Annotated in this window: 26 protein-coding genes; 12 read left to right on the plus strand and 14 right to left on the minus strand. The window is 66.1% G+C overall.

What is annotated here, in order from left to right:
• Positions 1-15: 15 nt before the first annotated feature.
• The 5 genes from CKY51_RS14660 to CKY51_RS14680 all read right to left on the minus strand — a co-directional run bounded on the left by CKY51_RS14660 (position 16) and on the right by CKY51_RS14680 (position 4,668).
• On the minus strand, positions 16-1,203 hold the full coding sequence (locus tag CKY51_RS14660; protein WP_022973525.1) for a cystathionine gamma-synthase: 1,188 nt from the start codon (positions 1,201-1,203) through the stop codon (positions 16-18).
• 90 nt (positions 1,204-1,293) lie between these two features.
• The gene (locus tag CKY51_RS14665; protein ID WP_152249438.1) at positions 1,294-2,664 is read right to left on the minus strand and encodes a pyridoxal-phosphate dependent enzyme; all 1,371 of its coding nucleotides are present in this window, start codon (positions 2,662-2,664) and stop codon (positions 1,294-1,296) included.
• Positions 2,665-2,857: 193 nt separating this feature from the next.
• Entirely contained in the window at positions 2,858-3,076 is a 219-nt protein-coding gene (locus CKY51_RS14670; RefSeq protein ID WP_152249439.1) for an HP1242/YdcH family protein, read from the minus strand.
• Positions 3,077-3,403: 327 nt separating this feature from the next.
• Positions 3,404-4,288: a coiled-coil domain-containing protein gene (locus CKY51_RS14675; RefSeq protein ID WP_031340414.1), complete on the minus strand. Its 885-nt coding sequence runs from the start codon at positions 4,286-4,288 to the stop codon at positions 3,404-3,406.
• The gene (locus tag CKY51_RS14680) at positions 4,285-4,668 is read right to left on the minus strand and encodes a DUF4398 domain-containing protein (RefSeq protein WP_038222261.1); all 384 of its coding nucleotides are present in this window, start codon (positions 4,666-4,668) and stop codon (positions 4,285-4,287) included. The genes CKY51_RS14675 and CKY51_RS14680 overlap by 4 nt, the downstream gene beginning before the upstream one ends.
• A 98-nt stretch (positions 4,669-4,766) precedes the next feature.
• Between CKY51_RS14680 and CKY51_RS14685 the strand changes: the two genes are divergently transcribed.
• Positions 4,767-5,900, plus strand: coding sequence for a PilT/PilU family type 4a pilus ATPase (locus tag CKY51_RS14685; protein ID WP_152249440.1), 1,134 nt, complete (start codon positions 4,767-4,769; stop codon positions 5,898-5,900).
• Positions 5,901-6,109: 209 nt separating this feature from the next.
• Here CKY51_RS14685 and maiA read toward each other — a convergent pair whose 3' ends face one another.
• Both maiA and CKY51_RS14695 read right to left on the minus strand, forming a co-directional pair.
• On the minus strand, positions 6,110-6,772 hold the full coding sequence (gene maiA, locus CKY51_RS14690; protein WP_022973532.1) for a maleylacetoacetate isomerase: 663 nt from the start codon (positions 6,770-6,772) through the stop codon (positions 6,110-6,112).
• Between the two features lie 67 nt (positions 6,773-6,839).
• Positions 6,840-7,829 (minus strand): fumarylacetoacetate hydrolase family protein, encoded by a 990-nt coding sequence (locus CKY51_RS14695; protein ID WP_031340417.1) that lies wholly within the window; start codon positions 7,827-7,829, stop codon positions 6,840-6,842.
• 379 nt (positions 7,830-8,208) lie between these two features.
• Here CKY51_RS14695 and CKY51_RS14705 point away from each other — a divergent pair, with 379 nt between their 5' ends.
• From CKY51_RS14705 to CKY51_RS14715, 3 genes are all read left to right on the plus strand, one after another.
• Positions 8,209-9,582 carry a DEAD/DEAH box helicase gene (locus CKY51_RS14705; protein WP_031340419.1) on the plus strand — a complete coding sequence of 458 codons (1,374 nt, stop codon included), beginning with the start codon at positions 8,209-8,211 and terminating at the stop codon, positions 9,580-9,582.
• Between the two features lie 225 nt (positions 9,583-9,807).
• Positions 9,808-10,161 (plus strand): 6-carboxytetrahydropterin synthase QueD, encoded by a 354-nt coding sequence (queD, locus tag CKY51_RS14710; RefSeq protein WP_022973535.1) that lies wholly within the window; start codon positions 9,808-9,810, stop codon positions 10,159-10,161.
• Between the two features lie 190 nt (positions 10,162-10,351).
• Positions 10,352-10,723, plus strand: a complete 372-nt coding sequence (locus CKY51_RS14715) for a phasin family protein (protein WP_022973536.1) — start codon at positions 10,352-10,354, stop codon at positions 10,721-10,723.
• Between the two features lie 125 nt (positions 10,724-10,848).
• Here CKY51_RS14715 and bioD read toward each other — a convergent pair whose 3' ends face one another.
• Positions 10,849-11,526, minus strand: coding sequence for a dethiobiotin synthase (gene bioD / locus CKY51_RS14720; RefSeq protein WP_022973537.1), 678 nt, complete (start codon positions 11,524-11,526; stop codon positions 10,849-10,851).
• A gap of 113 nt (positions 11,527-11,639) precedes the next feature.
• Between bioD and CKY51_RS14725 the strand changes: the two genes are divergently transcribed.
• Positions 11,640-12,122 carry a GAF domain-containing protein gene (locus CKY51_RS14725; RefSeq protein WP_022973538.1) on the plus strand — a complete coding sequence of 161 codons (483 nt, stop codon included), beginning with the start codon at positions 11,640-11,642 and terminating at the stop codon, positions 12,120-12,122.
• On the plus strand, positions 12,119-12,514 hold the full coding sequence (locus CKY51_RS14730) for a TfoX/Sxy family protein (protein ID WP_022973539.1): 396 nt from the start codon (positions 12,119-12,121) through the stop codon (positions 12,512-12,514). Before CKY51_RS14725 ends, CKY51_RS14730 begins: the two co-directional genes overlap by 4 nt.
• Positions 12,515-12,598: 84 nt before the next feature.
• On the opposite strand, the gene gph is transcribed toward CKY51_RS14730, so the two are convergent.
• Both gph and dinB read right to left on the minus strand, forming a co-directional pair.
• Positions 12,599-13,249: a phosphoglycolate phosphatase gene (gene gph, locus CKY51_RS14735; protein WP_022973540.1), complete on the minus strand. Its 651-nt coding sequence runs from the start codon at positions 13,247-13,249 to the stop codon at positions 12,599-12,601.
• Between the two features lie 133 nt (positions 13,250-13,382).
• Positions 13,383-14,462, minus strand: coding sequence for a DNA polymerase IV (dinB, locus tag CKY51_RS14740; protein WP_022973541.1), 1,080 nt, complete (start codon positions 14,460-14,462; stop codon positions 13,383-13,385).
• 334 nt (positions 14,463-14,796) lie between these two features.
• Here dinB and fabA point away from each other — a divergent pair, with 334 nt between their 5' ends.
• Complete coding sequence (gene fabA / locus CKY51_RS14745; RefSeq protein ID WP_022973542.1) at positions 14,797-15,312, plus strand: 3-hydroxyacyl-[acyl-carrier-protein] dehydratase FabA; 516 nt, start codon at positions 14,797-14,799, stop codon at positions 15,310-15,312.
• Complete coding sequence (fabB, locus tag CKY51_RS14750; protein WP_022973543.1) at positions 15,312-16,520, plus strand: beta-ketoacyl-ACP synthase I; 1,209 nt, start codon at positions 15,312-15,314, stop codon at positions 16,518-16,520. The genes fabA and fabB overlap by 1 nt, the downstream gene beginning before the upstream one ends.
• Positions 16,521-16,710: 190 nt before the next feature.
• Here fabB and CKY51_RS14755 read toward each other — a convergent pair whose 3' ends face one another.
• The 3 genes from CKY51_RS14755 to CKY51_RS14770 all read right to left on the minus strand — a co-directional run bounded on the left by CKY51_RS14755 (position 16,711) and on the right by CKY51_RS14770 (position 20,711).
• Positions 16,711-17,394 (minus strand): SH3 domain-containing protein, encoded by a 684-nt coding sequence (locus tag CKY51_RS14755; RefSeq protein ID WP_152249441.1) that lies wholly within the window; start codon positions 17,392-17,394, stop codon positions 16,711-16,713.
• A gap of 139 nt (positions 17,395-17,533) precedes the next feature.
• Positions 17,534-19,558 carry a M3 family metallopeptidase gene (locus CKY51_RS14765; RefSeq protein WP_022973545.1) on the minus strand — a complete coding sequence of 675 codons (2,025 nt, stop codon included), beginning with the start codon at positions 19,556-19,558 and terminating at the stop codon, positions 17,534-17,536.
• Between the two features lie 49 nt (positions 19,559-19,607).
• Positions 19,608-20,711: a PLP-dependent cysteine synthase family protein gene (locus tag CKY51_RS14770; protein WP_022973546.1), complete on the minus strand. Its 1,104-nt coding sequence runs from the start codon at positions 20,709-20,711 to the stop codon at positions 19,608-19,610.
• A 133-nt stretch (positions 20,712-20,844) separates the two neighbouring features.
• Between CKY51_RS14770 and CKY51_RS14775 the strand changes: the two genes are divergently transcribed.
• From CKY51_RS14775 to gloA, 4 genes are all read left to right on the plus strand, one after another.
• Positions 20,845-21,228 (plus strand): CopL family metal-binding regulatory protein, encoded by a 384-nt coding sequence (locus CKY51_RS14775; protein WP_052172291.1) that lies wholly within the window; start codon positions 20,845-20,847, stop codon positions 21,226-21,228.
• A 90-nt stretch (positions 21,229-21,318) separates the two neighbouring features.
• Positions 21,319-23,097 (plus strand): copper resistance system multicopper oxidase, encoded by a 1,779-nt coding sequence (locus tag CKY51_RS14780; protein ID WP_022973548.1) that lies wholly within the window; start codon positions 21,319-21,321, stop codon positions 23,095-23,097.
• 260 nt (positions 23,098-23,357) lie between these two features.
• Positions 23,358-24,353 carry a copper resistance protein B gene (locus CKY51_RS14785; protein WP_425479900.1) on the plus strand — a complete coding sequence of 332 codons (996 nt, stop codon included), beginning with the start codon at positions 23,358-23,360 and terminating at the stop codon, positions 24,351-24,353.
• Positions 24,354-24,655: 302 nt separating this feature from the next.
• Positions 24,656-25,180 carry a lactoylglutathione lyase gene (gene gloA, locus CKY51_RS14790; protein WP_152249443.1) on the plus strand — a complete coding sequence of 175 codons (525 nt, stop codon included), beginning with the start codon at positions 24,656-24,658 and terminating at the stop codon, positions 25,178-25,180.
• A 161-nt stretch (positions 25,181-25,341) separates the two neighbouring features.
• Here the strand turns inward: gloA and CKY51_RS22490 are convergent, their stop codons facing one another.
• The gene (locus CKY51_RS22490; protein ID WP_170292335.1) at positions 25,342-26,490 is read right to left on the minus strand and encodes a hypothetical protein; all 1,149 of its coding nucleotides are present in this window, start codon (positions 26,488-26,490) and stop codon (positions 25,342-25,344) included.
• Between the last annotated feature and the right edge of the window lies 1 nt (position 26,491).

A 26,491-nucleotide genomic window follows, 5' to 3' on the forward strand; every position in this document is an offset into this window, starting at 1 on the left:
TATTAGTTCGTCGGCTCAGTCTTTCAGCGCCCGCTCCAAATCCCCCCGCAAATCCCCCACATCCTCCACTCCTACGCTCAAGCGCACCAGCGCATCGCTGATGCCGAGTTGGGTGCGGCGCTCGAGCGGGATCGAGGCATGGGTCATCACGGCCGGGTGGTTGACCAGACTTTCCACGCCACCGAGCGATTCGGCCAAGGTGAACAATTCAGTACGCTCGCAAAAACGCTTGGCAGCTTCGAAGCCTCCCTTCAGGACGATCGAGACGATGCCGCCGTAGCCGTGCATCTGCCGCGACGCCAGCGTGTGCTGCGGATGCGAGGGTAGGCCGGGGTAGATGACCTTGTCGATGGCAGGATGGGTGTCGAGCCACTGCGCCAGCGCCAGCGCGTTGTCGCAATGGGCGCGCATGCGCAACGGCAGGGTCTTGAGCCCGCGCAAGGCCAGGAAGCTGTCGAACGGTCCTTGCACGCCACCGACGGAGTTCTGCAAAAAGACCAGCTGCTCGGCGAGTTCGGCGTTGTCGCCGACCACAGCAATGCCGCCGACCATGTCCGAGTGGCCATTGAGATACTTGGTGGCCGAGTGCACGACGATGTCCGCACCCAGGCTGAGCGGCCGCTGCAGCATCGGCGAGGCGAACGTGTTGTCCACCACCACCAGCAGGCCATGCTTGCGCGCGATCGTGGCGATCGCGGCGATGTCGACCAGCTTGAGCATCGGGTTGGTCGGCGTCTCGATCCACACCATCCGCGTCTGCGGGCCGATCGCGGCCTCGAACGCGGACGGGTCGGTCAGATCGACGAAACTGAAATCCAGCCCGGCGGTGCGTCGGCGCACCCGCTCGAACAGGCGGAACGAACCGCCGTACAGGTCATCCATCGCCACCACGTGGCTGCCGGCGTCCAGCAGTTCGATCACCGTCGCGGTGGCGGCCATGCCGGACGCGAAGGCGAAGCCACGGCTGCCGCCTTCCAGCGCTGCGACGCAGCGCTCGTAGGCGAAGCGGGTGGGGTTATGGGTGCGCGAATACTCGAACCCCTGGTGCTCGCCGGGGCTGGACTGCGCATAGGTGGATGTCGCATAGATCGGCGGCATCACCGCCCCGGTGCTGGGGTCCGGCGCCTGCCCGCCATGGATCGCCAGCGTGGCGAGCGCCAGCGCGCGCTCGTCCTGTTGGCCGGAAGTGCTGCGATTGGACATGGGGATCCCCGGAAAAAGTTTGCGATTGTAGCAAGCGGGCCTGAACGCCCTGTGCGGGGCGTCTCAGCGCGACGCCCCGCACAGCGGCCGCTATTGCACGCGGCGGCGCAGGTAGTTGAGCAGATCGATACGGGTGATCAGCCCCAGGAATTGCTTGCCATCCATGACGATGGCGACCTGTCCGCGATCGAACACCGGCAACAGGGCCTCGATCGGCGAGGCGACATCCAGGCGGTCGAGTTTGCTGACCATGGCAGTGGAGATCGGGTCGCGGAAGCGTGCTTCGTCGCCATAGACGTGCAGCAGCACGTCGCTTTCGTCGACGATGCCAACCAGTTCACCCTCGTCGATCACCGGCAGCTGGGACACGTCGTACAGCTTCATGCGCTGGTACGCGGTGGTCAGCAGATCCTTCGGGCCCACGACCACGGTATCGCGCTTGTTGTATGGCCGCAGGATCAGGTCGCGCAGATCGCCGTGCTGCTCGCGTTCCAAAAAACCGTTGTCCAGCATCCAGTAGTCGTTGTACATCTTCGACAGGTACTTGTTGCCGGTATCGCAGACAAACACCAGCACGCGCTTGGGTGTGGTCTGCTCGCGGCAGTACTTCAACGCGGCTGCCAGCAGGGTGCCGGTGGACGAGCCGCCAAGGATGCCCTCCTTGGCCAGCAGCTCGCGAGCGGTGTGGAAGCTTTCCGCATCGCTGATCGAATACGCCTTCTTGACCCGGGAGAAGTCCGAGATCGACGGCAGGAAATCCTCGCCGATGCCTTCGACCAGCCAGCTGCCGGACTTTTCGCTGACGGTGCCTTCTTCGATGTACTGCGTCAGGATCGAGCCGACCGGGTCGGCCAGTACCAGTTCGGTGTGCGGCGAGGCGGTGGCGAACGCACGCGACAGGCCGGTCATGGTGCCGGAGCTGCCGCAACCGAACACGATGGCGTCGAGCTGGCCATCCATCTGCGCCAGGATCTCCGGGCCAGTGCCGAATTCGTGCGCAGCCGGATTGTCCGGGTTGCCGAACTGGTTGATGAAGTAGGCCCCCGGCGTGTCTGCAGCGATCTTGGCGGCCAGGTCCTGGTAGTACTCCGGGTGTCCCTTGGCCACGTCCGAGCGTGTCAGCACCACTTCGGCGCCCATCGCCTTGAGATTGAAGATCTTCTCCCGACTCATCTTGTCCGGCACCACCAGGATCAGGCGATAGCCCTTCTGCTGGGCGACCAGTGCCAGCCCGAGGCCGGTGTTGCCGGCGGTTCCCTCGACCAGGGTGGCCCCGGGCGCGAGCTCCCCACGCCGTTCAGCGGCTTCGATCATCGACAAGCCGATGCGATCCTTGATCGATCCGCCCGGATTGGCCGCCTCCAGCTTGAGGAACAGCTCGCAGACGCCGGTGTCCAGGTGCTGTGCCTTGACGATCGGCGTATTGCCGATCAACGCGAGTACGGAGGAATGGATCGCCATCGGGAATTTCGTCGCTACGCCGCTCGGGCTTGACCGCGCATTATCCGACGAACTGCCGGGGAATGCTCATTCAGGCAAAGCCGCTGGCGGCCGTGCGGCCTTGCAGGGGCCAGAAAAGGCGACGCGGACGGTGGCGAGCCGACGAGGAGGCTGCCACCGCCCGCGACGGTGAAGTGGTTCTAGGTGGGAGAGGTCAGTGTGTTCGCTGGTCGTACATCCGCGTCAGTTTTTCCTTGGCCTGCAATTTCTCGCGCTTCATCTGGCCCAAGGTCACATCGTCGATGGGGAGTACCCCGAGCTCGGCATCCATGCATTTCTTGTTCAAGAGCCTGTGGCGCTGATACAGCTGCTTGAACTCAGGATCGGACTTGATCAACGCGTCGATTTCGGTCTGCGATTGCCCTTCGAACATGGGGTTACCTCCTTCACTGAAACAAGAACGCCCCGGCCTGCACAGGCACGGGGCGCCGCTTGGGAAAGGAAGAACGGGTGGTTGCAGGAGCGCGTGTGCAGCAGGAATGCAGCGTGCCTTCATCCCGTTGCGTCGATACGTGCCTCTGCGTCACCGGCCCGGCCCTCCGTCTGTCCGGCGGGCGGGTTGCCCCCCGGACGTACGACCCTACGCCGGTCGGAAGGGGGGTTCAAGACCATCGACCCCACTTTCGCGCTCTTCTGTGGCGGCGGTTCAAGAACCCGTCATCCGCGCAGAAATCCTTTCACCTACAACTACTTGCCACACTCAGGGAAGTACCACGACCTCAGCCGCACGGGCCTTGCTGGCCGCGCCCTTGCCGGCACTGACCTGCAACCGAGCGGCGGACACACCGCCAGCGACCAAGGCGTCGCGCAGCGCTTCAGCCCGTTTCTTGGCCACCGCCGAATCGCTGTCGTAGCCAACGATGTTGACGCGCCCCTTCTTGCCGATCTGCAGGTATTCGGCCAGCGCCTTGGCGGTGCCGCCCGACGCCGACGCCAGCGCACCACCGCCGCCGAAGGCATCGTTGCCGAGAGCGAAGACCTCGCCGCGACTCTCGAACTTGGCCGGCGGCAGCTTGGCGCCGGCAACCAGCTCGGCCTCTTCATGGGCCAGCTGCACGGCCTTCTGCTGGGCCGCGTTGAGCTTGGCGGTCTGCTTGCCCGCCACGCTGTTCAAGGCCAGCTCGGCATCCTGGCGGGCCAGGGCTTCCTGTTCGGCCGCCTGGCGCGCCTGCTCGGCGGCCTCGGTCTGGATCTGCGCCTGCATCCGCAGCCGCTCGGCCTCCTGCCGCGCCCGCGCCGCATCGCGGCGGCTGGACTCGATCAGCAGGTCATTGCGGGTACTGTCCAGCTGATCCAGCTCGCGCCGCGCCAGCGCGGTGCGGGCGGTGAGCTCGGCAATCTCGACCCGGCGGTCGGCCAGAAACAGCATTTCATCGCGGTCGCGGCGCTTGGCATCAGCCACGGCTGCCACCGCCTGCTGCGCCTGTAGCCTTTCGTAGCGGGCCACATCACCGGTCTGCGGGTCGTTCTGCAAGGTGGCCAGACGCCGGTTGAGTGCGTCCACCTGCGGATCGTCCTTGGCCAGGGCCGCCAGCGGCACCAGCAGTGCCAGCGCCAGCAAGCTTGCCATCGGGCGTGCGCTCATCGGCTGCCCTCCCCGGTCGTGAGGGTGTTCTGCAGCTGGGCCACCTCACGGCGGCGCTGCTCCAACTGGGCACCGACCACGGCCGCGTCGCTGCGCGCCTTGGCCAGATCGGCATCGGCGGCCGCACGCAGCGCGATCTGCGGCACCTGCTTGCGCTGGCGCCTGTCCTGTTGAGCCTGCTGGGCCTGCATCAACTCCTGGCGTGCCAGGTTGACCAAATCCGGGGCGTACTGGTCGGCATCGGCCTGGGTGGCGCGCTGCACGGCCTGTTCGGCGGCGGTGAGCTCGGGCGCCACCTGGGCGACGGCCGGAGCGGAAAGAACCATGAAACAGGCGATGCCATACAGGGATCGCCGCAAGTGTGCGAAGCTAGCCGTCATTAGGGGAGCCGTAGCGAGAAGTTTCGAGCACGGTCATTGTCGGAAGCCAGCGGCGCGCTTGCAACGGGACGCTGCTGTTTGTTGGGGAACCATTGCGCATGGATATCGGCTACTTCCTGAAGCTGATGACCGAAAAGAATGCCTCGGACATGTTCTTGACCACCGGTGCGCCGGTGTACATCAAGATCGAGGGCAAGCTGTATCCGCTCGGCAACACCGGCCTGCCGCCGGGCATGGTCAAGAAAATCGCCTACTCGCTGATGGACGAGGGCCAGGTGCCGCAGTTCGAGCGCGAGCTGGAACTGAACATGGCCATCGCCCTGCCCGATGCCGGCCGCTTCCGCGTGAACGTGTTCAAGCAGCGTGGCGAGGTCGGCATGGTGATACGCGCCATTCGCAGCCGGATCCCGAGCATCGAGGAGCTCAACCTGCCGCAGGTGCTCAAGGACGTCATCATGACCCCGCGCGGCCTGGTGCTGGTGGTTGGCTCGACCGGCTCCGGCAAGTCGACCTCGCTGGCGTCGATGATCGATCATCGCAACAGCACCACCACCGGGCACATCCTCACCATCGAGGACCCGATCGAGTATCTGCACAAGCACAAGATGTCGATCGTGAATCAGCGCGAGGTCGGGCTGGACACCCACGCCTTCCAGAGCGCGCTGAAAAACGCCATGCGCGAAGCGCCCGACGTGATCCTGATCGGCGAGATCCTGGATGCCGAAACCATGGAGGCGGCGATCGCGTTCGCCGAAACCGGCCACCTGTGCCTGGCCACGTTGCACTCCAACAACGCCGACCAGACCATCGAGCGCATCCTCAACTTCTTCCCGGAAAGCGCGCACAAGAACGTGCTGATGAACCTGGCGCTGAACCTGCGCGCGGTCATCTCCCAGCGCCTGGTCAAGGGCATGGACGGCCGTCGCCGACCGGCCACCGAAGTCCTGCTCAACACGCCGATGATCCGCGACCTGCTGCGCCGTGGGCAGGTGCACGAGGTCAAGGCGGCCATGGAAGAATCGCTGGAGGAAGGCATGCAGACCTTCGACCAGTGCCTGTTCCGCATGGTCAAGCAGGGCGAGATCGAGCAGGAGGAGGCGCTGCGCGCGGCCGATTCGCGCGATGGGCTGGCACTGAAGTTCCGCCTGTCCGAAGGCAGCAGCGGCGAGCACGACCCCTACGCGGACTACGAGGCGGCAGCGTCTCCGAAGATCAGCCACGGCTTCATCTGACTGCCGCCACGGGTCGGTCGCGCCCGCTGGCGTCGACCGACCCGCCGTGTTGTTTGCCAGCCGCCAGCGCGCTGAGCCGACGTTGCAGGCCAGCGCTTGACGGGGTCGAAAGCGGGGCTGCCGCATGCGAGGGCGCCGCTGCACGCCGATAGACGATCTGCGCGCAGACGACCTGCGCGCGCTCGCGATTGACCCAAGACAGCTGCGGCTTACGCCGCTGCGTCAGGCTGCAGCTCAGGCCGTGCCGCGGCAAACGCCGGCAGCGCCAGGCAGGCCTGTTCGATGCGTTGCAGGGTCGGATATGGCGCCAGATCCAGCTCGAATCGACGGGCGTTGTAGAGCTGCGGCACCAACACGCAGTCGGCCAGGCCGGGGGTGTCGCCGTGGCAGAACCGCCCGGTCGCGGTCTCGCTGGCCAGCTGCGTTTCCAGCGCAGCGAACCCGCGCTGCATCCAGTGCCGCGTCCATTCCAGCCGTTGCGACGGCTGCAGCTGCCACTGTTGCTCCAGGTACTGCATCACCCGCAGGTTGTTGAGCGGATGCACGTCGCAGGCGATGGCCTGTGCCAGGCCACGCACTCTTGCCCGTTCGACCGCAGTGGGCGGCAACAGCTGCGGCGTGTCGGCGAACGCCTCGTCCAGGTATTCGAGGATGGCCAACGATTGCGGGACCAGCACCGCTCCATGCCGCAGCAACGGCACCAGCTCCTGCGGGTTGAGTTGCGCATAGGCCGGCGCATGCTGCTCGCCACCATCGCGCACCAGGTGCACCGGATGCAGCGTGCAGGCCAGCGCCTTGAGCTGCAGGCCGATGCGCACCCGGTAGGCGGCGCTGGAGCGCCAGTAGCTGAACAACTCCAACGGCGCGCTCATCGGCGAGCTCGCTGTGCGCGCAACCCACGCCGCACCGCATCCCGGGCCAGCCCCTGGTAGAGGACCCTCATGGCAGCGGCTGCCGCTCGACGCGCTGCTCGATCGCCCCGAACAGGCTGGCACCGGCAGCGTCGAGCATCTCGATCCGCACCACGTCGCCGAAGGACAGGAAGGGCGTGCTCGGACTGCCGTCGCGCAGGGTTTCCACCACGCGTTGCTCGGCGAAGCAGGACGCACCGCGCGAGGTGTCGTGGTTGGCGATGGTGCCGGAGCCCACCAGGGTGCCGGCCGCCAACGGCCGCGTCTTGGCGGCATGGGCGACCAGCTGGGCGAAATCGAACTGCATGTCCTCGCCCGCCTCGGGCGCACCGAACCAGGCCCCGTTGATGTGGGTCACCAGCGGCAGATGCACCTTGCTGTCGCGCCAGGCATCGCCCAGTTCGTCGGGGGTGACGAACACCGGCGACAGCGCCGAGCGCGGCTTGGACTGCAGAAAGCCGAAGCCCTTGGCCAGCTCTCCCGGGATCAGGTTGCGCAGCGAGACATCGTTGACCAGCCCGATCAACTGGATATGCGCGGCCGCCTGCGCCGCCGAGGCGCCCATCGGCACATCGTCGGTGACCACCAGCAACTCGGCTTCCAGATCGATGCCGTAGTCCTCGCTGACCACCTTGATGGCGTCGCGCGGACCATAGAATCCGGCGCTGGTGGCCTGATACATCAACGGATCGGTGTAGAAGCTTTCCGGCACGTCGGCGCCGCGGGCGCGCCGGACGCGCTCCACGTGCGGCAGGTAGGCGCTGCCGTCGACGAACTCATAGGCGCGCGGCAGCGGCGCCGCCAGGGCCTGCAGGTCCAGCGCAAACACGCCGTCGGCGCTGCCATCGTTGAGCGCGGCCGACAGCGCATTCAGCCGCGGCGCCACGTTGCTCCAGTCCTCCAGCGCGCGCTGCAGGGTCGGCGCGATGCCGGTGGCCCGCACCGCGCTGCGCAGATCGCGCGAGACCACGATCAGGCAGCCGTCGCGGCCACCTTCCTTCAGAGAACCTAGCTTCATGACCATCCCGTGCAGTGGCTGAGCGGCCGATTGTACGGCCAGGCGCAATCGATGGTTACTTTTGAAACGACTGAGCGGCAACTGACCGCCCGTCACAAATTTTTGTGCGCCGCGCCATTCAAGCGTACACTGGCTGGGTCTGCATGCGGCCGTCCGTTTCCCTTAGGGACCGCCGGCGAGGTCAGGATCGCGTGATCCGCTCGCCCGCCCCGCCCGACGCCTTTCGTGGTGCCGACAACCCATGCCAGTTCGCATCGGGTCGATCCACCCTCTCGCAGCGCGGTTCACGGGAACGCTCCGAGCCTCACCTATTGCGTCTGCGTCGCGTCCGTTTCTCCAGGCCATGGCCTGGCGGCGGCGCTTTATCTGGAGCTTCCTGATGTCATTCGAATCCCTGGGCCTGGCCCCCTTCCTGCTGCGCGCGCTCGCCGAGCAGGGCTATGAAACCCCCACCCCGATCCAGCAGCAGGCGATCCCGCTGGTGTTGGAAGGCCACGATCTGCTGGCCGGCGCGCAAACCGGTACCGGCAAGACCGCTGCCTTCGGCCTGCCGCTGCTGCAGCACCTGGGCACTGCGCCGCAGACCGTCAACGGCCCGCGCAAGCCGCGTGCGCTGATCCTGACCCCGACCCGCGAGCTGGCCACCCAGGTCCACGACAGCCTGCGCGGCTACAGCAAGTACCTGCGCATTCCCAGCGCGGTGATTTACGGCGGCGTCGGCATGGGCAACCAGCTCGATGCGCTGCGCCGCGGCGTGGACCTGCTGATCGCCTGCCCGGGCCGGCTGATCGATCACATCGAGCGCCGCAGCGTCGACCTGTCCGGCATCGAAGTGCTGATCCTGGATGAAGCCGATCGCATGCTCGACATGGGCTTCCTGCCCTCGATCAAGCGCATCCTGGCCAAGCTGCCGCGGCAGAATCGCCAGACCCTGCTGTTCTCGGCGACGTTCGAAGAGAACATCAAGCAGCTCGCGCTGGAGTTCATGCGCAACCCGATGCAGGTGCAGGTCACCCCGAGCAACACCGTGGCGACGACCATTACCCATCGCGTGCACCCGGTCGACGGCGGCCGCAAGCGCGACCTGCTGCTGCACCTGCTGGCGCAGGACAGCCGCGAACAGACCCTGGTGTTCGCCCGCACCAAGCACGGCAGCGACAAGCTGGCGCTGTTCCTGGAGAAGTCCGGCATCAAGACCGCGGCCATCCACGGCAACAAGAGCCAGGGCCAGCGCCTGCGCGCGCTGGGCGACTTCAAGGCCGGCCGGGTGACCGTGTTGGTGGCCACCGATATCGCCGCGCGCGGCATCGACATCAACGAGCTGCCCAAGGTCATCAACTACGACCTGCCGATGGTGGCCGAGGACTACGTGCACCGCATCGGCCGCACCGGCCGCAATGGCGCCACCGGCCAGGCGATCTCGCTGGTGGCCCAGGACGAGGCCAAGCTGCTGCGCCAGATCGTGCGCATGCTGGGCCGCGACATGGACATCCGCGACGTACCGGGCTTCGAGCCGCAGACGCCGATCCGTTGGGGCAATAGCGCGCCGGGTAAGGCCGAGCAGCCCGGCGGCGAGCGGGCGCCGCGCAAGAACCATGCGCGCCGCCCGCATGGCGACGCCCCGCGGCATGCCCACGCCGGCCCGAAGAAGTCGCCGGGCGCCCAGCCAGCTGGCGGTCGACGCCAAGGCCAGGGCCAGGGTCGGCGCCAGGGCAGCGGCGGTCAGGGCCCGCGTCCGAGCGCTGGCCGCTAAGCGAGCGATCGCCGCAGCACCGGCGTGACGCATTACACGAACCTGGGTTCGCCAGAACGCGCTGCCCGCGACGTCGCCCTCGGCGACGACTGCTATCCCGCCGATACTGGCGCGACGGCGCGATGACCGACGCCTGATGGCGTCGGCATCCACTGCTACAGACCGCCTTGGCGCATCAGCGCCCGGGCGCGCGCCCTGCTCCTTTCCTTTCGTCAATGCCTGCCCATGGACATCTTCAAAGTATTCACCCTCGAAGCCGCCCATCGCCTGCCGAATGTTCCTCCCGGCCACAAGTGCGCCCGTCTGCACGGCCACTCGTTCCGGGTCGAACTGCACGTCAGTGGCGAGCCTGGTGCCGAGACCGGCTGGGTCATGGACTTCGGCGACATCAAGGCCGCGTTTCAGCCGATCTACGACCGTCTGGACCATCACTACCTCAACGACATCGAGGGGCTGGAGAATCCCACCAGCGAGCGCCTGGCCATGTGGATCTGGCAGCAGCTCAAGCCGGCCCTGCCGGCCTTGAGCGAGGTGGTGGTGCACGAAACCTGCACCTCGGGCTGCCGCTATCGCGGCTGAGGCCTGCGCATTGGCGTGTTGCAGAGGCCGCCTCGGGGCGGCCTCTTGCATTTGCGGGCCGCTTCAACGGTCTGATTTCCCAAAGAAATCTGACCTGTTTCGCAAAACTTCAGAAAACATGTTGCGCCGCAGCACAGCAGGTGTATGCTGCATCGCAACAACGGTCACAGGCTTCCCCAAGGGGTTCGCGATGTCGGCACAGTTCGAAAACAGCTTCAGCAGCTACACCAGTCAGTTCGCTTCGGCCGCAGTCCGTGCCAATCAGCTGGCATTGGAACATGCAGAAAGTGCGTTCGGCCTGCAGTTGAAGGCCTTCGAGCAGAACGCCAGCGCGACCGCCAGCTTCCTGGGAGAAATCGCCCAGGTGCGCGATCTGGACAGCTACCAGACCTTGTGGCCGAAGGGCTTGCAGTTGGCACGCGACAGCATGGAGCGCCTGGCCTCGACCGGGCAGGAAATGGTCGGGCTGAGCTGGAAGGCCTCCGAGGCGATCGGCCAGTTGGCGCGCCAGCAGTTCAATGCCGGCAGCGCGCAAGCCAGCGGCAAGACGCAGCGCAAGTAAGCGTCGTCACACAATTCAGCGTCTTTGCATGGGTCCCTCCCCCCATGCAACCGGGCCCGACAGATCCCTCCCTCTGTCGGGCCCTTTCTTTTGCGTCGGCTGATCGCAGCGGTCGCCGGTGACCGTCAGTCGTCGGGCAACAGGATGCCCTGCGCCTGCAACGCGGCGTCGGCCTGGGGGCGCCAGGCGATACGCCCCCAATAAGGCATCGCCAGCCGTTGTTGCAGCATCAGGACGTTGTCCTCCAGCCGCTCCATCTGCGGATCGATCTCGTTGGCGACCCAGCCGATGCACTCCAGCCCATCGGCTGCGATGGCCGCGGCGGTCAGCCGTGCATGGTTGATGCAGCCCAGCCGCACGCCGACCACCAACACCACCGGCAAGCCCAGCGCGCGTACCAGGTCGGCCTGGTCGAGGGTGGCGCTCAACGGCGCGGCCCAACCGCCGACGCCTTCGACGACCACCACCTCGGCCTGCGCGCGTAGGCGGGCGAACGCGCGCTCGATCGGCTCCAGTTGCAGTTGCACGCCGACATCGGCGGCCGCCAGCTCCGGCGCCAACGGGGCCGGCAGGGCGTACGGGTTGACCGTGGCGTAATCCGGCTGTGGATCGCTGGCGGCCTGCAAGGCCAGCGCATCCTCGTTCTGCCACCCCGCTGCGGTCGGTGCGCAGCCACTGGCCACCGGTTTCATGCCGACCGCGCGGCGTCCGCGCGCGCGCATTGCGTGCAGCAGCGCGGTGCTGCCCATGGTCTTGCCGATCCCGGTATCGGTCCCGGTGACATAGAACGCCGATACGTTCATGCGCCTGATCCTGCGGACGCGCCGCTGCGTGGTGGGGCGCGCAGCATAGCGTGCACGCTGCGTGCCGACAGCGGCGCTACGACACCCCCGATCGCCGCTGTTAAACTGTGGACATGTTCGCAAACGCCCCGCTGACCGGCAGCAAACCGGACCAATACGCCCAGCTCACCGCCCAGGCCCAGGCCCTGGTCCACGGCGAGCCGGATCGCATCGCCAATGCCGCCAACCTGGCCGCGTTGATCTTCAATGGGCTGCCATCGCTGAATTGGGCGGGTTTCTATTTCTACGATGGACGCGAACTGGTGGTCGGCCCGTTTCAGGGCCTGCCGGCCTGCGTGCGGATTCCGCTGGACAAGGGCGTCTGCGGCGCCGCCGCCAGCACCCGGCAGACCCAGCGCATCGCCGATGTGGATGCCTTCCCGGGCCATATCGCCTGCGACTCGGCCTCGCGCTCGGAACTGGTGATCCCGCTGGTGCACGGCGAGCAGCTGATCGGCGTGCTGGATCTGGACAGTCCGGAACTGGATCGCTTCGACGCCGACGATCAACGCGGCCTGGAAGCCATCGCGCAGGTCTTCATCGGCGCGTTGGCGTGAGCACCGAGCGCCTGCGCAACATCGGCCCCAAGAGTGCCGCCTGGCTGCGCCAGGTCGGTGTGCGCAGCGGTGAGGATTTGCAGGCACTGGGCGCGGTGGCCGCGTTCGTCAAGGTGCGCCGTGCCGGCTTCAAGCCCAGCTTGAACATGCTGTACGCGCTGGAAGGAGCGCTGCAGGACTGCCACTGGCAGGAGATTCCCGAAGCGCGCCGGCATGCCCTGCTGGCCGAATACGAGACCGCCAGCGCGGCGTTGCCGTCGGTGCGCGGACGTCCGGTCGGCGGGCCGGTGGAAACGCGGCACTACGATGGCGAGAGCCAGCGAGCCGATCACGACGATGCCGAGCCCGCACACGACGAGGACGACGCGCCGATGCGCGACCGCGAGGACTGATCGCGGCGCATGGCACCGCGTTACGCTCCCAGCGAGCCGCTGCCATCCGCTCTCCCATCGATGGCCTTGTGGTCCCCAGGCGGCTCACGCCAACGCCAGCAAACCGCGCATATCGTCCAGCAAGGCGACCGCGCCGGCAGCCCGCACATCGAAGCCACGCAGATAGCCATAGCGCACCATCGCCAGCGGCATGCCGGCCGCCTGTGCCGCGGCGGCATCGGTGGCCGAGTCGCCCACCATCAGGCACTGCGCCACCGAATAGTGAAACTGCTGCGCCAGATGCAGCAGCGGCAGTGGATTGGGCTTGCGCTCGGCGAGCGAATCGCCGCCTAGCGTGGCGTCGAAGTACTGCGCGATACCCAGATGCACCAGCAGCGGCTGGATGAAGCGGGCAGGTTTGTTGGTGCAGACCGCCAGGCGCACCCCGGCTGCCTGCAACGCCGGCAACGCCTCGGCAACGCCGGGATACAGCTGCGGATGATGCAGCAGGCAGGCCTCGTAGTGACGCATCATCACCGGCATCTGCGCATCCACATCGTCGGCGCTACCAGCCGCGCGCAAGGCGGTGGCCAGCAAGGTCCGCACGCCTTCGCCGATCCAGCCACGCACGGTCTGTTCGTCGACCTGTGGCAAGCCGAGTTCCTGCAAGGTACGGTTGAGCGCCTCGGCGATATCCGACGCACTGTCCACTAGCGTGCCATCCAGATCGAAGATCACCAGCGGATAGGGAAACATCGCAAACCTCATCGGGGGAGTTGGACGGCAGTGTAAACATGCGCATGCACAGAGCATGTCGGCGCGACACGCGCGTATCGCCGGCGACGTTCGACTGCGCCACAGCCACCCACTCACCAACCATCGAACAGGCTCAGGGCGATGCCGCGCGATCGTCGAACAACTCGCCCTGCACGGCTTCGTCCTGGACATCGCTGAAACCGCTCAGCCCCACGCCGACCAGGCGATAGCGTGTCTGCGCAGACAGTTCGACTCGGCCGGTCAAGGCCAGCGCGATCTCGGTAAAGGCCTGCAGCGAGCTCGGCGGCTGCTCCGGCGTATGCGAACGGGTAAGGATGCGGAACTGCGAGGTCTTGAGCTTGAGCACCACGGTGCGTGCGATGCGCTCGGTGCGGCGGGTGGCGTTCCAGGTCTTTTCCGCCAATCGCACGATATGCGGATCCAGCGCCTCCAGCGCCAGGTCCTCGCTGAAGGTGTCCTCGGAGGAGACCGACTGCACGTCCTGATGCGGCTCGACCGGGCGCTCGTCGATGCCGCGCGCACGTCGGTACAAACTCTGCCCGAAACTGCCGAACTGCGCCTGCAGTTCCTCCAGCGGGCGCTGCCGCAGGTCGGCCACGGTAACGATCCCCAGCGCAGCGAGCTTAGCGTTCATCACCTTGCCCACGCCGGGAATGCGCTCGACCTTGAGCGGCAACAGAAAGGCATCCACGCGGCTGGGCGCGATCACGAACTGCCCGTCTGGCTTGCGCCAGTCCGAGGCGATCTTGGCGAGGAATTTGTTGGGCGCGATTCCGGCCGAGGCGGTGAGCTGGGTTTCTTCGCGGATCTGCGCGCGGATCTGCTGGGCGATGTCGCTGGCCAGGGCGACGCCGCTCTTGGGCACGGTGACATCCAGATAGGCCTCGTCCAGCGACAGCGGTTCGACCAGATCGGTGTGGCGGTGAAAGATCTCGCGCACCTGCCGCGAGACCGCCTTGTAGCGAACGAAATCCGGCGGCACGAAGATCGCGTCCGGGCATAGACGCTCGGCACGCAACGCCGGCATGGCCGAGCGAATGCCATAGGTCCGCGCTTCGTAGGAGGCAGCGCAAACGACCGAACGCGCACCGCGCCAGGCCACCACGACCGGTTTGCCGCGCAGCGACGGATCGTCACGCTGCTCCACGGACGCGTAAAACGCATCCATGTCGACGTGAACGATCTTGCGCATCGAACCGGCTTCTCCTTCCACAATCACGTGTCCGATGATAGACCACCGGCGTCTCATCGCCTGCGTCACCTGCATCGCGACGTCCCAGCGGCAAGCGGTGTCGATCGCAAGCCACTGCTGAGCGAGCTGTGCAGCGCAACACTTCCGCAGGGCGACCGCTCCCATTGCAGGCGGCTGCACGCGCTGCGCGGACCGGTAGAGAGGCATGGCTGCCTGCCGATGATGCGCACCTGCAACAGCACGCTGGCGTACGGATAAAACGTTTGATTGAACCACGCGCCCTCATGCACCCTTGCCCGCCTCGCTACTTTGCTGCCTGCAGGATTCGTTCGTCATGACCCAACTCAGTGCGTATTCGCGCGATCAGTTGTTGGCCAGCGCGCGTGGGGAATTGTTCGCCCCCGACAGCGGCCGGCTGCCCAGCGATCCGATGTTGATGTTCGACCGCATCACCGAGATCAGCCAGGATGGTGGCCCGCATGGCAAGGGCATGGTGCGCGCCGAACTGGAGATCCGACCGGACCTATGGTTTTTCGACTGCCACTTCATCGGCGACCCGGTGATGCCCGGCTGCCTGGGCCTGGATGCGATGTGGCAACTGACCGGCTTTTTCCTCACCTGGCTGGGCGCGCCCGGTCGCGGCCGCGCGCTCGGCTGTGGCGAGGTGAAGTTCACTGGCCAGGTCTTGCCCAGCGCGCGCTTGGTGCGCTACGAGATCGACATCAGCCGGGTGATCAACCGCAAGCTGGTGATGGCGCAGAGCGATGCACGCATGCTGGTGGATGGCCGCGAGATCTATACCGCCAAGGATCTGCGCGTGGGCCTGTTCACTTCCACGGAGAATTTCTGATGCGCCGTGTCGTCGTCACCGGAATGGGCATCACCTCGTGCCTGGGCAATGACCTGGACAGCGTCTCGGCTGCACTGCGCGAGGGTCGCTCGGGCATCACCGCCCTGCCCGATCACGCCGCGGCCGGACTGCGCAGCCAGGTGGGCGGTGCCGTCGCGCTGGATCTGGACAGCCTGATCGACCGCAAGCTCAAACGCTTCATGGGCGACGGGTCGGCATACGCCTACCTGGCGATGCGCGATGCGATCGCCGATGCGGGGCTGGACGAAGCCCAGGTCAGCGATCTGCGCACCGGCGTGATCGCCGGTTCCGGCGGTGGCTCCAGCCAGTGGCAGGTGGAGACCGTCGACCTGCTGCGCGCACGCGGTGTGCGCAAGGTCGGGCCCTACATGGTGCCGCGCACGATGTGCTCGGCAGTGTCGGCGTCGCTGGCGACGGCGTTCAAGATCCGCGGCCTGAGCTATTCGCTGTCGGCAGCCTGTGCGACCTCGGCCCATTGCATCGGTGCTGCCGCCGACCTCATCCGACATGGCGCGCAGGATGTGATGTTTGCCGGTGGCGGCGAAGAACTGCACTGGTCCATGAGCGTGATGTTCGACGCGATGGGCGCGCTATCCACCGCCTTCAACGATCGCCCGGCGGTCGCCTCGCGCCCCTACGACACACAGCGCGATGGCTTCGTCATCGCCAGCGGCGGCGGCATCCTGGTACTGGAAGACTACGCGCATGCGGTGGCACGCGGTGCACGCATCCATGCCGAATTACTCGGCTATGGGGTCACCTCCGATGGCGCCGACATGGTGGCGCCCAGCGGTGAAGGCGCAGTGCGCTGCATGCACATGGCCATGCAAGGGCTGCAGCGTCCGATCGACTACCTCAACACCCACGGCACCTCCACGCCGCTGGGCGATGTCACCGAGCTGGGCGCGGTGCGCGAGGTATTTGGCAACGAGATACCGCCGCTGTCCTCGACCAAGGCGCTCTCGGGCCATTCGCTGGGTGCCGCCAGCGTGCACGAGGCGATCTTCAGCCTGCTGATGCTGCGCGATGGCTTCATGGCCGGCTCGGCGCATATCGAGCAACTCGATCTGCGTGCGGAAGGCTTTCCTATCCTGCGGCAGACACAGGACGCGACCTTGAACACGGTGATGTCCAATAGTTTCGGCTTCGGTGGCACCAATGCGGCGCTGGTGTTCGGCCGGGTGTGACGATCAACCGTCATCGCTTCCACGGGGATCGCCCTGTTGAGGCGATGGCGACAGCACAGGGCTAGCCGGCGCAATGCAGCTATAGCGTGGCGCGCAGGCTGCTTATACGGCATGCCAGTTGCGGCACGCCCATGGTGCGCGGTTAATGCGCCGGCAGGTGGCGCGTCCAGTGCATGCGTTTGCCGGCAGCTTAGCGATCGTCCCGGTCATGCGACTCCCGGTCTCGAACCGCTGCGTCGTAATCCCTTTTCGCGTCAGAGATACAGCTCTGCACGGCACTGTCCTCACTTCCCGAGCGTTCGCATCTTTTTATCGTGTCATCCCGCCTGACGGCGTCCAGCCGGTTTAGCGCAGCCCGATCAATCTCGGCCCGCTCGCGTTGGGTGCGTTCGTTCTCTGCACGCGTTTCGCGCTTGGCGCGTCCTGCCATGGACTGCGCTCCGTCCGCCGGGAAGTCATCGCCAGGTGCCAGCAGCTCCAATGGCAGCGAGTCCCCCGGCGTGTGATCGCGCCAGAAGACGCGCTCGCTCTCGATGGTCCATTCGCGGCCGCGATAATGCGTGTCCCAATAGGCGTCCAGCGAAAACTTCACTTTCGGCACCACGCGACTCAGGGCGCCGTGATTCAGCACGATCGACGTCGCAGGAAGCCAACCGCGCGCCTCCGGTGAACGCACATCGCACCAAGTGCCGCTATCGAGACAACCATAGACCTGCAGCGCATGGCCGGGCTGGACTTCGCCCACGCGGCGGTACTCTTCAGAAGGCCCGGCACGCAGGCCAGCCAACCTGCTGGCGTGACCGGCGTGTTGTGCCGCAACCGGCAGGGCCACGGCCAGCAACCCAAGCATCATCCATGACGAACGTCGTTGCATTGCGCTCTCCTTGTGCCCTGCCATTCGCACGCTGCGCCTCGCAAGGAGGCGTCACGTCGCGGTTATGAGACTGCTCACCTCAATGCAATGCGAACGCCATCGCGACCGCCGGTCGGTGACGCTTGCGCAACGGGCACCATCAGCCCGCCATTCCGTTGTGCCGCAATAGCGCGTCGATGGTCGGCGCGCGTCCGCGGAACGCACGAAAGTTCTCTGCCGCCGGACGACTGCCGCCACGCGCAAGCACCTCGGCGCGGAAGCGCTCGCCAGTCTGTTCCAGTTGGTCCGGTGCTTCCTCGAATGCTGCATAGGCATCGGCGCTGAGCACTTCGGCCCATTTGTAGCTGTAGTAACCTGCGGCGTAACCGCCAGCGAAAATATGGCTGAATTGGTGCGGAAAGCGATTCCATGCCGGCGGCCGATTGACCGCCACTTCGTCGCGCACACGCTCTATCAATTGCAGCACGCTGTCCTGCGACGGGTCGTAGGTGCTGTGCAGTTGCATGTCGAACAAGGCGAATTCCAGCTGACGCACGGTGAACATGCCGCTCTGGAAGTTGCGCGCCGCCAGCAGACGATCGAATAGATTGCGCGGCAAGGGATCGCCGGTCTGCACGTGCGCCGTCATCGACTGCACGCGCTCCCATTCCCAGCAGAAGTTCTCCATGAACTGGCTGGGCAACTCCACTGCGTCCCATTCCACACCATTGATGCCGGCCACGCCCAGCTCGCCGACCTGGGTCAGCAGCTGATGCAGGCCATGGCCCATTTCATGGAACAACGTGGTCACCTCGCCATGGCGGAACGTCGCCGGCGCATCACCACTGCCGCGACCGAAGTTGCACACCAGATAGACCAACGGCGTCTGCACGCCACGCGCGGTCTGACGGCGATTGCGGCAATCATCCATCCAGGCACCGCCGCGCTTACCCTCGCGCGCGTACAGGTCCAGATAGAACTGCCCCACCAGCGTGCCTTGCGCATCCTGCAATCGGTAGAAGCGCACGTCCGGATGCCAGACCGGGGCACGGTCCTCGCTTACCGTCAGTCCATACAGCCGCTGGATCACCTCGAACAAACCGGCCAGCACCTTGGGTTCGGTGAAGTATTGCTTCACCTCCTGCTCGGAAAAGCTGTAGCGCGCCTGCTTGAGTTTCTCGCTGGCATAGGCCAGATCCCAGGCTTGCAAGGTGTCCAGGCCCAGCGCATCGCGCGCGAACGCTTCCAATTCTGCACGGTCGCGCTGGGCGTAGGGCTTGGCACGCGCCGCCAGATCGCGCAGGAATCCCAGCACCTCGTCCGGACCCTGCGCCATCTTGGTGGCCACCGAGTACTCCGCATAGCTGGCAAAGCCGAGCAATTGCGCCAGTTCGGCACGCAAGGCCAGGATGCGGTCGATGTTGCCGCTGTTGTCCAAGGCCGGATCGCCGAACTCCGAGGCGCGCTCGGCATTGGCGCGGTACAGCCGCTCGCGCAACGCGCGGTTGTCGGCATCGCTCTGCACCGGCAGGTAGCACGGCATCTGCAAGGTGAACTTCCATCCCGGTACGCCGTCTTTCTCGGCAGCGGCGCGCGCGGCGGCGACGACCTCGGTCGGCAGGCCGGACAATTCCTCGGCGTTCTCGGTGACATAAGACCAGGCATCGGTGGCATCGAGCACGTTCTGCGAGAACTTGGCCGCCAGCGCAGACAGTTCTTCCTGGATCTGCGCGAAGCGTGCCTTGGCAGGCGCGTCCAGTTCGGCACCGCCGAGGCGGAAGTCACGCAATGCGTTGTCCAGCACCTTGCGCCGGGCGGCATCGTAATGCGCAGCCTCCGGCGAGGCGGCCAAGGCCTTGTACTGCGCATACAGCGCCAGATTCTGCGCCAACGCGCTGCCGAAGCGGCTCAGCTTGGGCAGGTTGCGGTTATAGGCCTCGCGCAGTTCCGGCGTGTTCATCACCGCCTGCAGATGCCCGACCTGGCCCCAGGCACGCCACAGCCGCTCGGTGGCGTCGTCCAGCGGCACCACGAAGCTGTCCCAGCTGACCGGCGCGACCTGCTCGGCATGTGCGACCGCCGCTTCGGCCTCGGCCAGCAACTGGTCGATCGCCGGCTCGATGTGTTCTGGGCGGATCGCATCGAAGGACGGTAGTCCGGAAAGGTCGAGCAACGGGTTGGTCATGCAAGGCTCCGACGGTGGACGGGATCGGGTGATGGGTACGATATGGCGATCATTCCAGCGCGGCACAAGGCAGCGCCGGCAACGCGGCACCGGCCACGGCCGCGGCAATCGCGGCATCGCTCGCCTCCACATCGATGTCCCGCGCGCGGTACCACGCCGGGTCGTAGTAGCTATGCGCGTAACGCTCGCCGGCATCGCACAGGATGGTCACGATCGAGCCCTGGCGACCTTCATCGCGCATGCGCTGCGCGGCCTGCAGCACGCCGACGAAGTTGGTACCGGTGGAGCCGCCGACACGGCGCCCCAGGGTGGCGCTCACATGCCGCATCGCCGCCAGGCTGAGGGCATCGGGCACCTTGACCATCGCATCCACGCAGCTGGCGATGAAGCTCGACTCCACCCGCGGACGGCCGATGCCTTCGATCCGCGAGCCGCCGGTGATGGCCAGCTCCTTGGGACACTGCCCGTCCACCGCACGGCAATACCCATCGAAGAACACCGACACTTCCGGGTCCGCGCACAGGATGCGCGTGGCGTAGCGCCGATAGCGCACATAACGGCCGAGCGTGGCGCTGGTACCGCCGGTACCGGGGCTGCAGACGATCCACTCCGGAATCGGATGCGGCTCTTCGGCCAGCTGCTTGAAGATCGATTCGGCGATGTTGTTGTTGGCGCGCCAGTCGGTGGCGCGCTCGGCGTAGGTGAACTGGTCCATGAAATGCCCGCCGGTCTCGCGCGCAAGCTGGTGCGAAGCGCTGTCCAGATCGCAGGCACGCTCGACCAGGTGGCAGCGCCCGCCCTGGAATTCGATCGCGGCGATCTTTTCCGGCGAGGTCGATGCCGGCATCACCGCAATGAAGGGCAGGCCGAGCAACCGGGCGAAATAGGCTTCCGAGACCGCGGTCGAGCCGCTGGAGGCCTCGATCACCGGGCGGCCCGGGTGCAGCCAGCCATTGGCCAGCGCGTACAGGAACAACGAGCGCGCCAGCCGGTGCTTGAGGCTGCCGGTGGGATGGCTGGATTCGTCCTTGAAATACAGGTCGATACCGGGATAGCCGGGCAAGGCCATCGGGATCAGGTGGGTGTCGGCCGAACGGTTGAAATCGGCTTCGATCTTCTGGATGGCGGCGGCCACCCACTGACGGTGCGACATGTTGGCAGGGATGCGACTCAGGGAGGTCGATTCTACCGCCCAGGCGCTGCTGGACTGGCCGTACCCCGCCAGCGGGCAGTCGCGACCGCCGGTGGTATGCTGGGGTCTGCCCTCGCCCGCTTCCCGGTCGCCCGTGTCGCATCGCCTGCTCCGCCTGCTGCTGTGCCTGTGCCTGATCGCCAATACGGCGGTCGGCGCGTGGGCGTCGGTCGGCATGGCAATGGCGGGATCGATGGCCTCCGCGCACGCCGCGCCAGCGGGTGCACACGCGCCTTGCCATCACATGGACGCGCACGCGAGCCCGCACGCGGCGGCACATGCGGGGCATGCCGCACACCCTGCGCCGGATTGCTGCGCCCTCGGCAGCTGCGAGTGCCTGCAACACGCCAGTCTGGCGCTGTTGAGCCTGCCGATGGTGCCGGCCACCCCGCAGGGCCGACCACTGCTGCCCCGCCCACTGACGGCCGGACGCAGCAGCCCGCCCCCCGAACAACCGGTCCGACCTCCCATCGCCTGATGCCGGGCGGCGCATGCCGCATCGGCCCCGCGCTTGGCGCGGGCGTGTTCATGACGCGTCACCGTGGATCGGTCGCGCGCTGGAGGTCCCATGTCCCTGGATTCCCCGTCCCCCGTCGGCCTGGGCCGACGCCGTTTTGTGCACGGCCTGGCGCTGGGTGGCGTGGCCGCCGCCACCGGCCTGTGGCGCCCCAACGCGCACGCCGCCGTCCCTGCGTTGGAGTTGCGCGGCAGCCGCCACACGCTGCAGATCGGCCGCCTGCCGGTGGCCATCACCGGCCGTGCGCGCACGGCCATCACCGTCAACCAGCGCCTGCCGGCGCCGATCCTGCGCTGGCGCGAAGGCGACACCGTGCGCATCCGGGTTCGCAACGCCTTGCCCGATCAAGCGACCTCGGTGCACTGGCATGGGCTGTTGTTGCCGGCCCGCATGGACGGCGTGCCCGGCCTGAGCTTCGATGGCATCGCGCCCGGCCAGGAGTATCTGTACGAATTCCCGCTGCGGCAGTCCGGCACCTACTGGTACCACAGCCACTCGCTGTTCCAGGAACAGTCCGGCCTGTACGGCGCGATCGTCATCGACCCGCTGTCGCCGCCGCCGTATCGCTACGACCGCGAGCATGTGTTGCTGCTGTCGGACTGGACCGACCTGGATCCGGCCGCGCTGTTCCGGCGTCTCAAGCAAATGCCCAGCCACGACAATTACGCCCAGCGCACGCTCGGCGACTTCGTGCGCGATGTGCGCCAGGACGGCTGGCGCGCCACCCTCGCCGACCGCGGCATGTGGGGGCGCATGCGCATGACGCCGACCGACCTGTCGGACGTCAATGCCAACACCTACACCTACCTGCTCAATGGCGTCGCACCGGCAGGCAACTGGACGGGTCTGTTCGTGCCCGGCGAAAAGGTCTTGCTGCGCATCATCAATGGCGCATCGATGAGCTACTTCGATCTGCGCATTCCCGGCCTGCGCCTGACCGTGGTGGCCGCCGATGGCCAATACGTGCATCCGGTCAGCGTCGATGAGCTGCGCATCGCCCCGGCCGAGACCTTCGACGTGCTGGTCGAGCCTACGGGGCAGGACGCCTTCCGCATTTTCGCCCAGGACATGGGCCGTACTGGCTTCGCCTGCGGCACGCTCGCGGTGCGCCACGGCCTGCAGGCGCCGCTGCCCGCGCTGGACCGGCGCCCGCTGCTGACGATGCAGGACATGGGCCATGGCACGGCTGGCGGACATGGCGGGATGCAGGGCACCCACGAGGGACATGACATGCAGGGCATGCAGCATGCGATGCCGATGCAGCACCAGCACGCGCAGGACGATGACGTGCAATCGTCTGCCAAGGCACCGCAGCACGCCGCCAGCGAACGCGGCAACCCGCTGATCGACATGCGCAGCGATGCCACCAGCCCGCGGTTGGATGATCCCGGCATCGGGTTGCGCGACAACGGCCGCCGCGTGCTGTGCTATGCCGATCTGCACAGCCTGTTCGACGATCCGGACGGACGCGAGCCGGGGCGCCAAATCGAATTGCACCTGACCGGGCATATGGAAAAGTTCGCCTGGTCGTTCGACGGCATCCCGTTCGCCTCGGCAGATCCGCTTCGTCTGCGCTACGGCGAACGTGTGCGCATCGTGCTGGTCAACGACACCATGATGCAGCATCCGATCCACCTGCACGGGCTGTGGAGCGATCTGGAAGACGCCGATGGCAGGTTCCAGGTGCGCAAGCACACCATCGACATGCCGCCGGGCACGCGCCGCAGCTATCGCGTTCGCGCCGATGCGCTAGGCCGTTGGGCCTACCACTGCCACCTGCTTTACCACATGGAAGCGGGCATGATGCGCGAAGTGCGGGTGGACGTATGAGCCGGCGCACCTCCCCCCTGACCTTGCTGGCGGCGCTGCTCACTTCCGGCGCAGCGGCCGCGCAGGACCATCCTCCCCCGCTGCCGGCATCGCAGGGCGTCGCGGTCGCGCCAGCGAGCGTCATCGGCACGCCGGCAGCGCCGCCCATCGCCGATCCGGACACCTCGGCGGACACATCCGCGATCGATGACGTCCATGCGCATACGGCGCAGATCCACACCCAGACCGATACGCCGACGGCGGCAACCGATCCCACCGACATGATGCACGCCGCGGACCACGGCGCGCAGGGGCATCCGCATGGCACCGCGATGGATGCGCCAGCCATCGATCACGCTGCGATGGGCCATGCCGGGCACGACATGCACGCGGCGGATACCTCCCCGCCGCAGTCCCCGGCGGCGATGGATCACGCAGCGATGGACCATTCCGACATGCAGCACGCGGGGATGGGCGAGGCTGCAATGGATCACGCCGCGCACGCGCATGCGGGGGCACACGGTAACGTATCGACAGCAGCCGAGGCACCGTCGTCGGCGCAGGCCTCACCGGCATCACCACTGCCCCCGCCCACCGCCGCGGACATTGCCGCCGCGTTCCCGCCGCTGCAACCACATGCGATGCATGCGCCCGCCATCAACCACTACGTGCTGCTGGATCGCCTGGAACATCATGACGATCGCGATGGCAGCGGCCAGGCGTGGGAAGCACGCGCCTGGATCGGTGGCGACATCGATCGTCTCTGGCTGCGCAGCGAAGGCGAACACCAGGCGGGAAGCGACACGGCAGGCTTCGTCGAAGCGTTCTACGGCCATGCCATTTCGCCGTGGTGGGATCTATTGATCGGCGGCCGCCAGGACGTCGGCGACGCTGCCCGCGGCCGTGCGGCCCTCGGCATACAAGGCCTGGCGCCCTACAAGTTCGAGACCGAAGCCACGCTCTATCTGGGCAGGGGCGGAGCCACCGCCCTGCGGCTGGAGGGCGAATATGATCTGTTGTTGACCAACCGGCTGATCCTGCAGCCGCGCGTGGAAGCCGATATCGCCGTGACCAACGACCGCCGACGCGGCATCGACAGCGGCCTGGAACAGGTCGAATTCGGGCTCAGGCTACGCTATGAGATCAATCGCCGTTTCGCGCCCTATGTGGGCTGGGTGCACCAGCGCGCTTACGGCGACAGCGCAAGGCGCGCAGCAGCACAGGGCGATGGACAACGCGACCAACAATGGCTCGTGGGGCTCAGACTCTGGTTCTGAACAGGGACTACCCACTGCAAGGTGGGTGTCCGTACCGCCTTGCGGTGTTGCCTTGCTCCGGCCACGCCGGGGCAGATCAAGGCAGTCCGTCGGCCACCGCCTCGCGCGGGCAGGCAGGCAGCGCGCGCTCGTTAGTGCTCGGCGCAGATGGTGGCCCCTTGCCTGGCCTGCAGCCGCGTCCTACGCCAGCGCTCCCGGATCAGTGCGTTGCAACGCGCAAACACGGCGATGACCGACGCCCGAGTAAACTGGGATGCAGGCGGGATCATGCCGCTTCTCTTCCCCTGTTTCAGGAGTTCCCCATGTCCTTGACCGAGCTGCAACACGTGCCCGGCGTCAGCCCCGCCCCCGCACAGACCCAGGGCTTCGTGTTCAACCACACCATGTTGCGCGTCAAGGATGCGCAACGTGCGCTGGACTTCTACACGCGCGTGCTGGGCTTCCGCCTGCTCGATGCGCGTCATTTCGAAGAAGCGAAGTTCAGCCTGTATTTCCTGGCCCTGCTACCGCCTGATGCCGCGGTGCCGGAGGACGATGCTCAGCGTCGTCTGTGGATGGCCGGCATCCCCGGTGTGCTGGAGCTCACCCACAACCATGGCACCGAGGCCCAGGAAGGCCCGGTGTACCACGACGGCAACAGCGATCCGCGCGGCTTCGGCCATATCTGCGTGTCGGTGCCGGACATCCACGCTGCCTGCGCACGCTTCGACAGCCTGGGCGTGTCGTACCAGAAGCGCCTGGAGGATGGCCGCATGAAGCATCTGGCCTTCATCAAGGATCCGGATGGCTATTGGGTGGAGATCATCTCCAATACGCCGTTGGCGTGACGCAAACGAAAGTGCCCGGGTTTCCCCCGGGCACTTTGATTCGACGCCGCATAGCATTGCAGAGACTCTATCCAGCTGTGCTGCCAGACCATCGCGGCAGCGGCGCACTCGTTGAAGGCAGCAACAGCGACCGGTACAGACGCATCTGGTGCCTGGGCGCGTTAGTTAGCCGCAACAGCTTCCTTGTCTGGGAACCACTGAGGCAGCTGCTCGGCGAATTTCGCTGCGCATTCGTCGCTATAGGCTTGTGCAGCTTCTTTGACCAACGCGTAGTCGTTAGCCTCCCATTCCTCGATCGACGCGGTGCGAGGAGTGGGCTGACAAGCCAAACTATACGGACTGGCTTTGCGCTTGAAGAACCCGCTTGACGACTCCCCACCGATATTGACTTGGTAGCGCAATTCGTAGGGAGACTTACCGTCGCTCAAGCTTTGATAGACCAGCCGCCATTCAGACATGAGCACCTGCATCGGAAAGCGATCGATCGGCATTGCGCCCGGCTTTGCGGTGAAATAACGCTTCAACTGCATGCTGATTGCATCGCGCTGCAATGCGTACCCAGGGTTGCGGATACTTTGTATCTCTTCGCCCTTCAACTGACGTTTGTCAAAGGTGAATCCACCCACCCTGCCGAAAATCGCGGCGGCCATCGCACTCCCAACCACCTGACCAGCGATGACTGCGCCGGTATGACCACGACGGATCACGTGCAACATTTCATCTCCGGCCGGCTGGCCGTTAGAGCTAACAATCATGCGTGTCTGTAATGGCAGCCGCAGGGCCCAGTCTGCAGGAAGCGACAGCGCAGCCGATGCAGCTCCGTCGGAGATGGCGGCCGGCTGTGCTGCAACCACAAGTGTTCCCGACTCAGCAGCAGCCGCATACGCAGTTGCCGTGGTGAAATCCCCGCCTGCAAACGCAGGTACCACCGTAGTGGCTTCCGTAACGCGAGCAGGCGTACAGAAGGTGCCCGCTGCCCGCATCTGTGCTTCATGGAAGCCGATGCCGGTTATCTGATGCACCAAGGGATCCTTGCCATACTGCGCGACCAGCTTGTCGATCACTGCATCGGATAGCGCTTGTTGTCCGCAGACCTTGGCGGCCGCGATACGCGACCAAGCGAATTGCAGCGCCGGATCCCAGCCCATGGCGTCTTCGCCAACGAAACCATGATCGTAGTGATAGGCGTAGATGGCAGGATCGATCTCCTGCAACGTCATGCCGCCGTGGCCGGCATAGCCGGGTGGTACATCTTGCGCGCTAGCGGCGCCGGACAGCGCCAACAGCGCTGCTGCAATCGAAACCTTCATT

Source organism: Xanthomonas maliensis (genome assembly GCF_009192945.1).
Lineage (GTDB): Bacteria > Pseudomonadota > Gammaproteobacteria > Xanthomonadales > Xanthomonadaceae > Xanthomonas > Xanthomonas maliensis.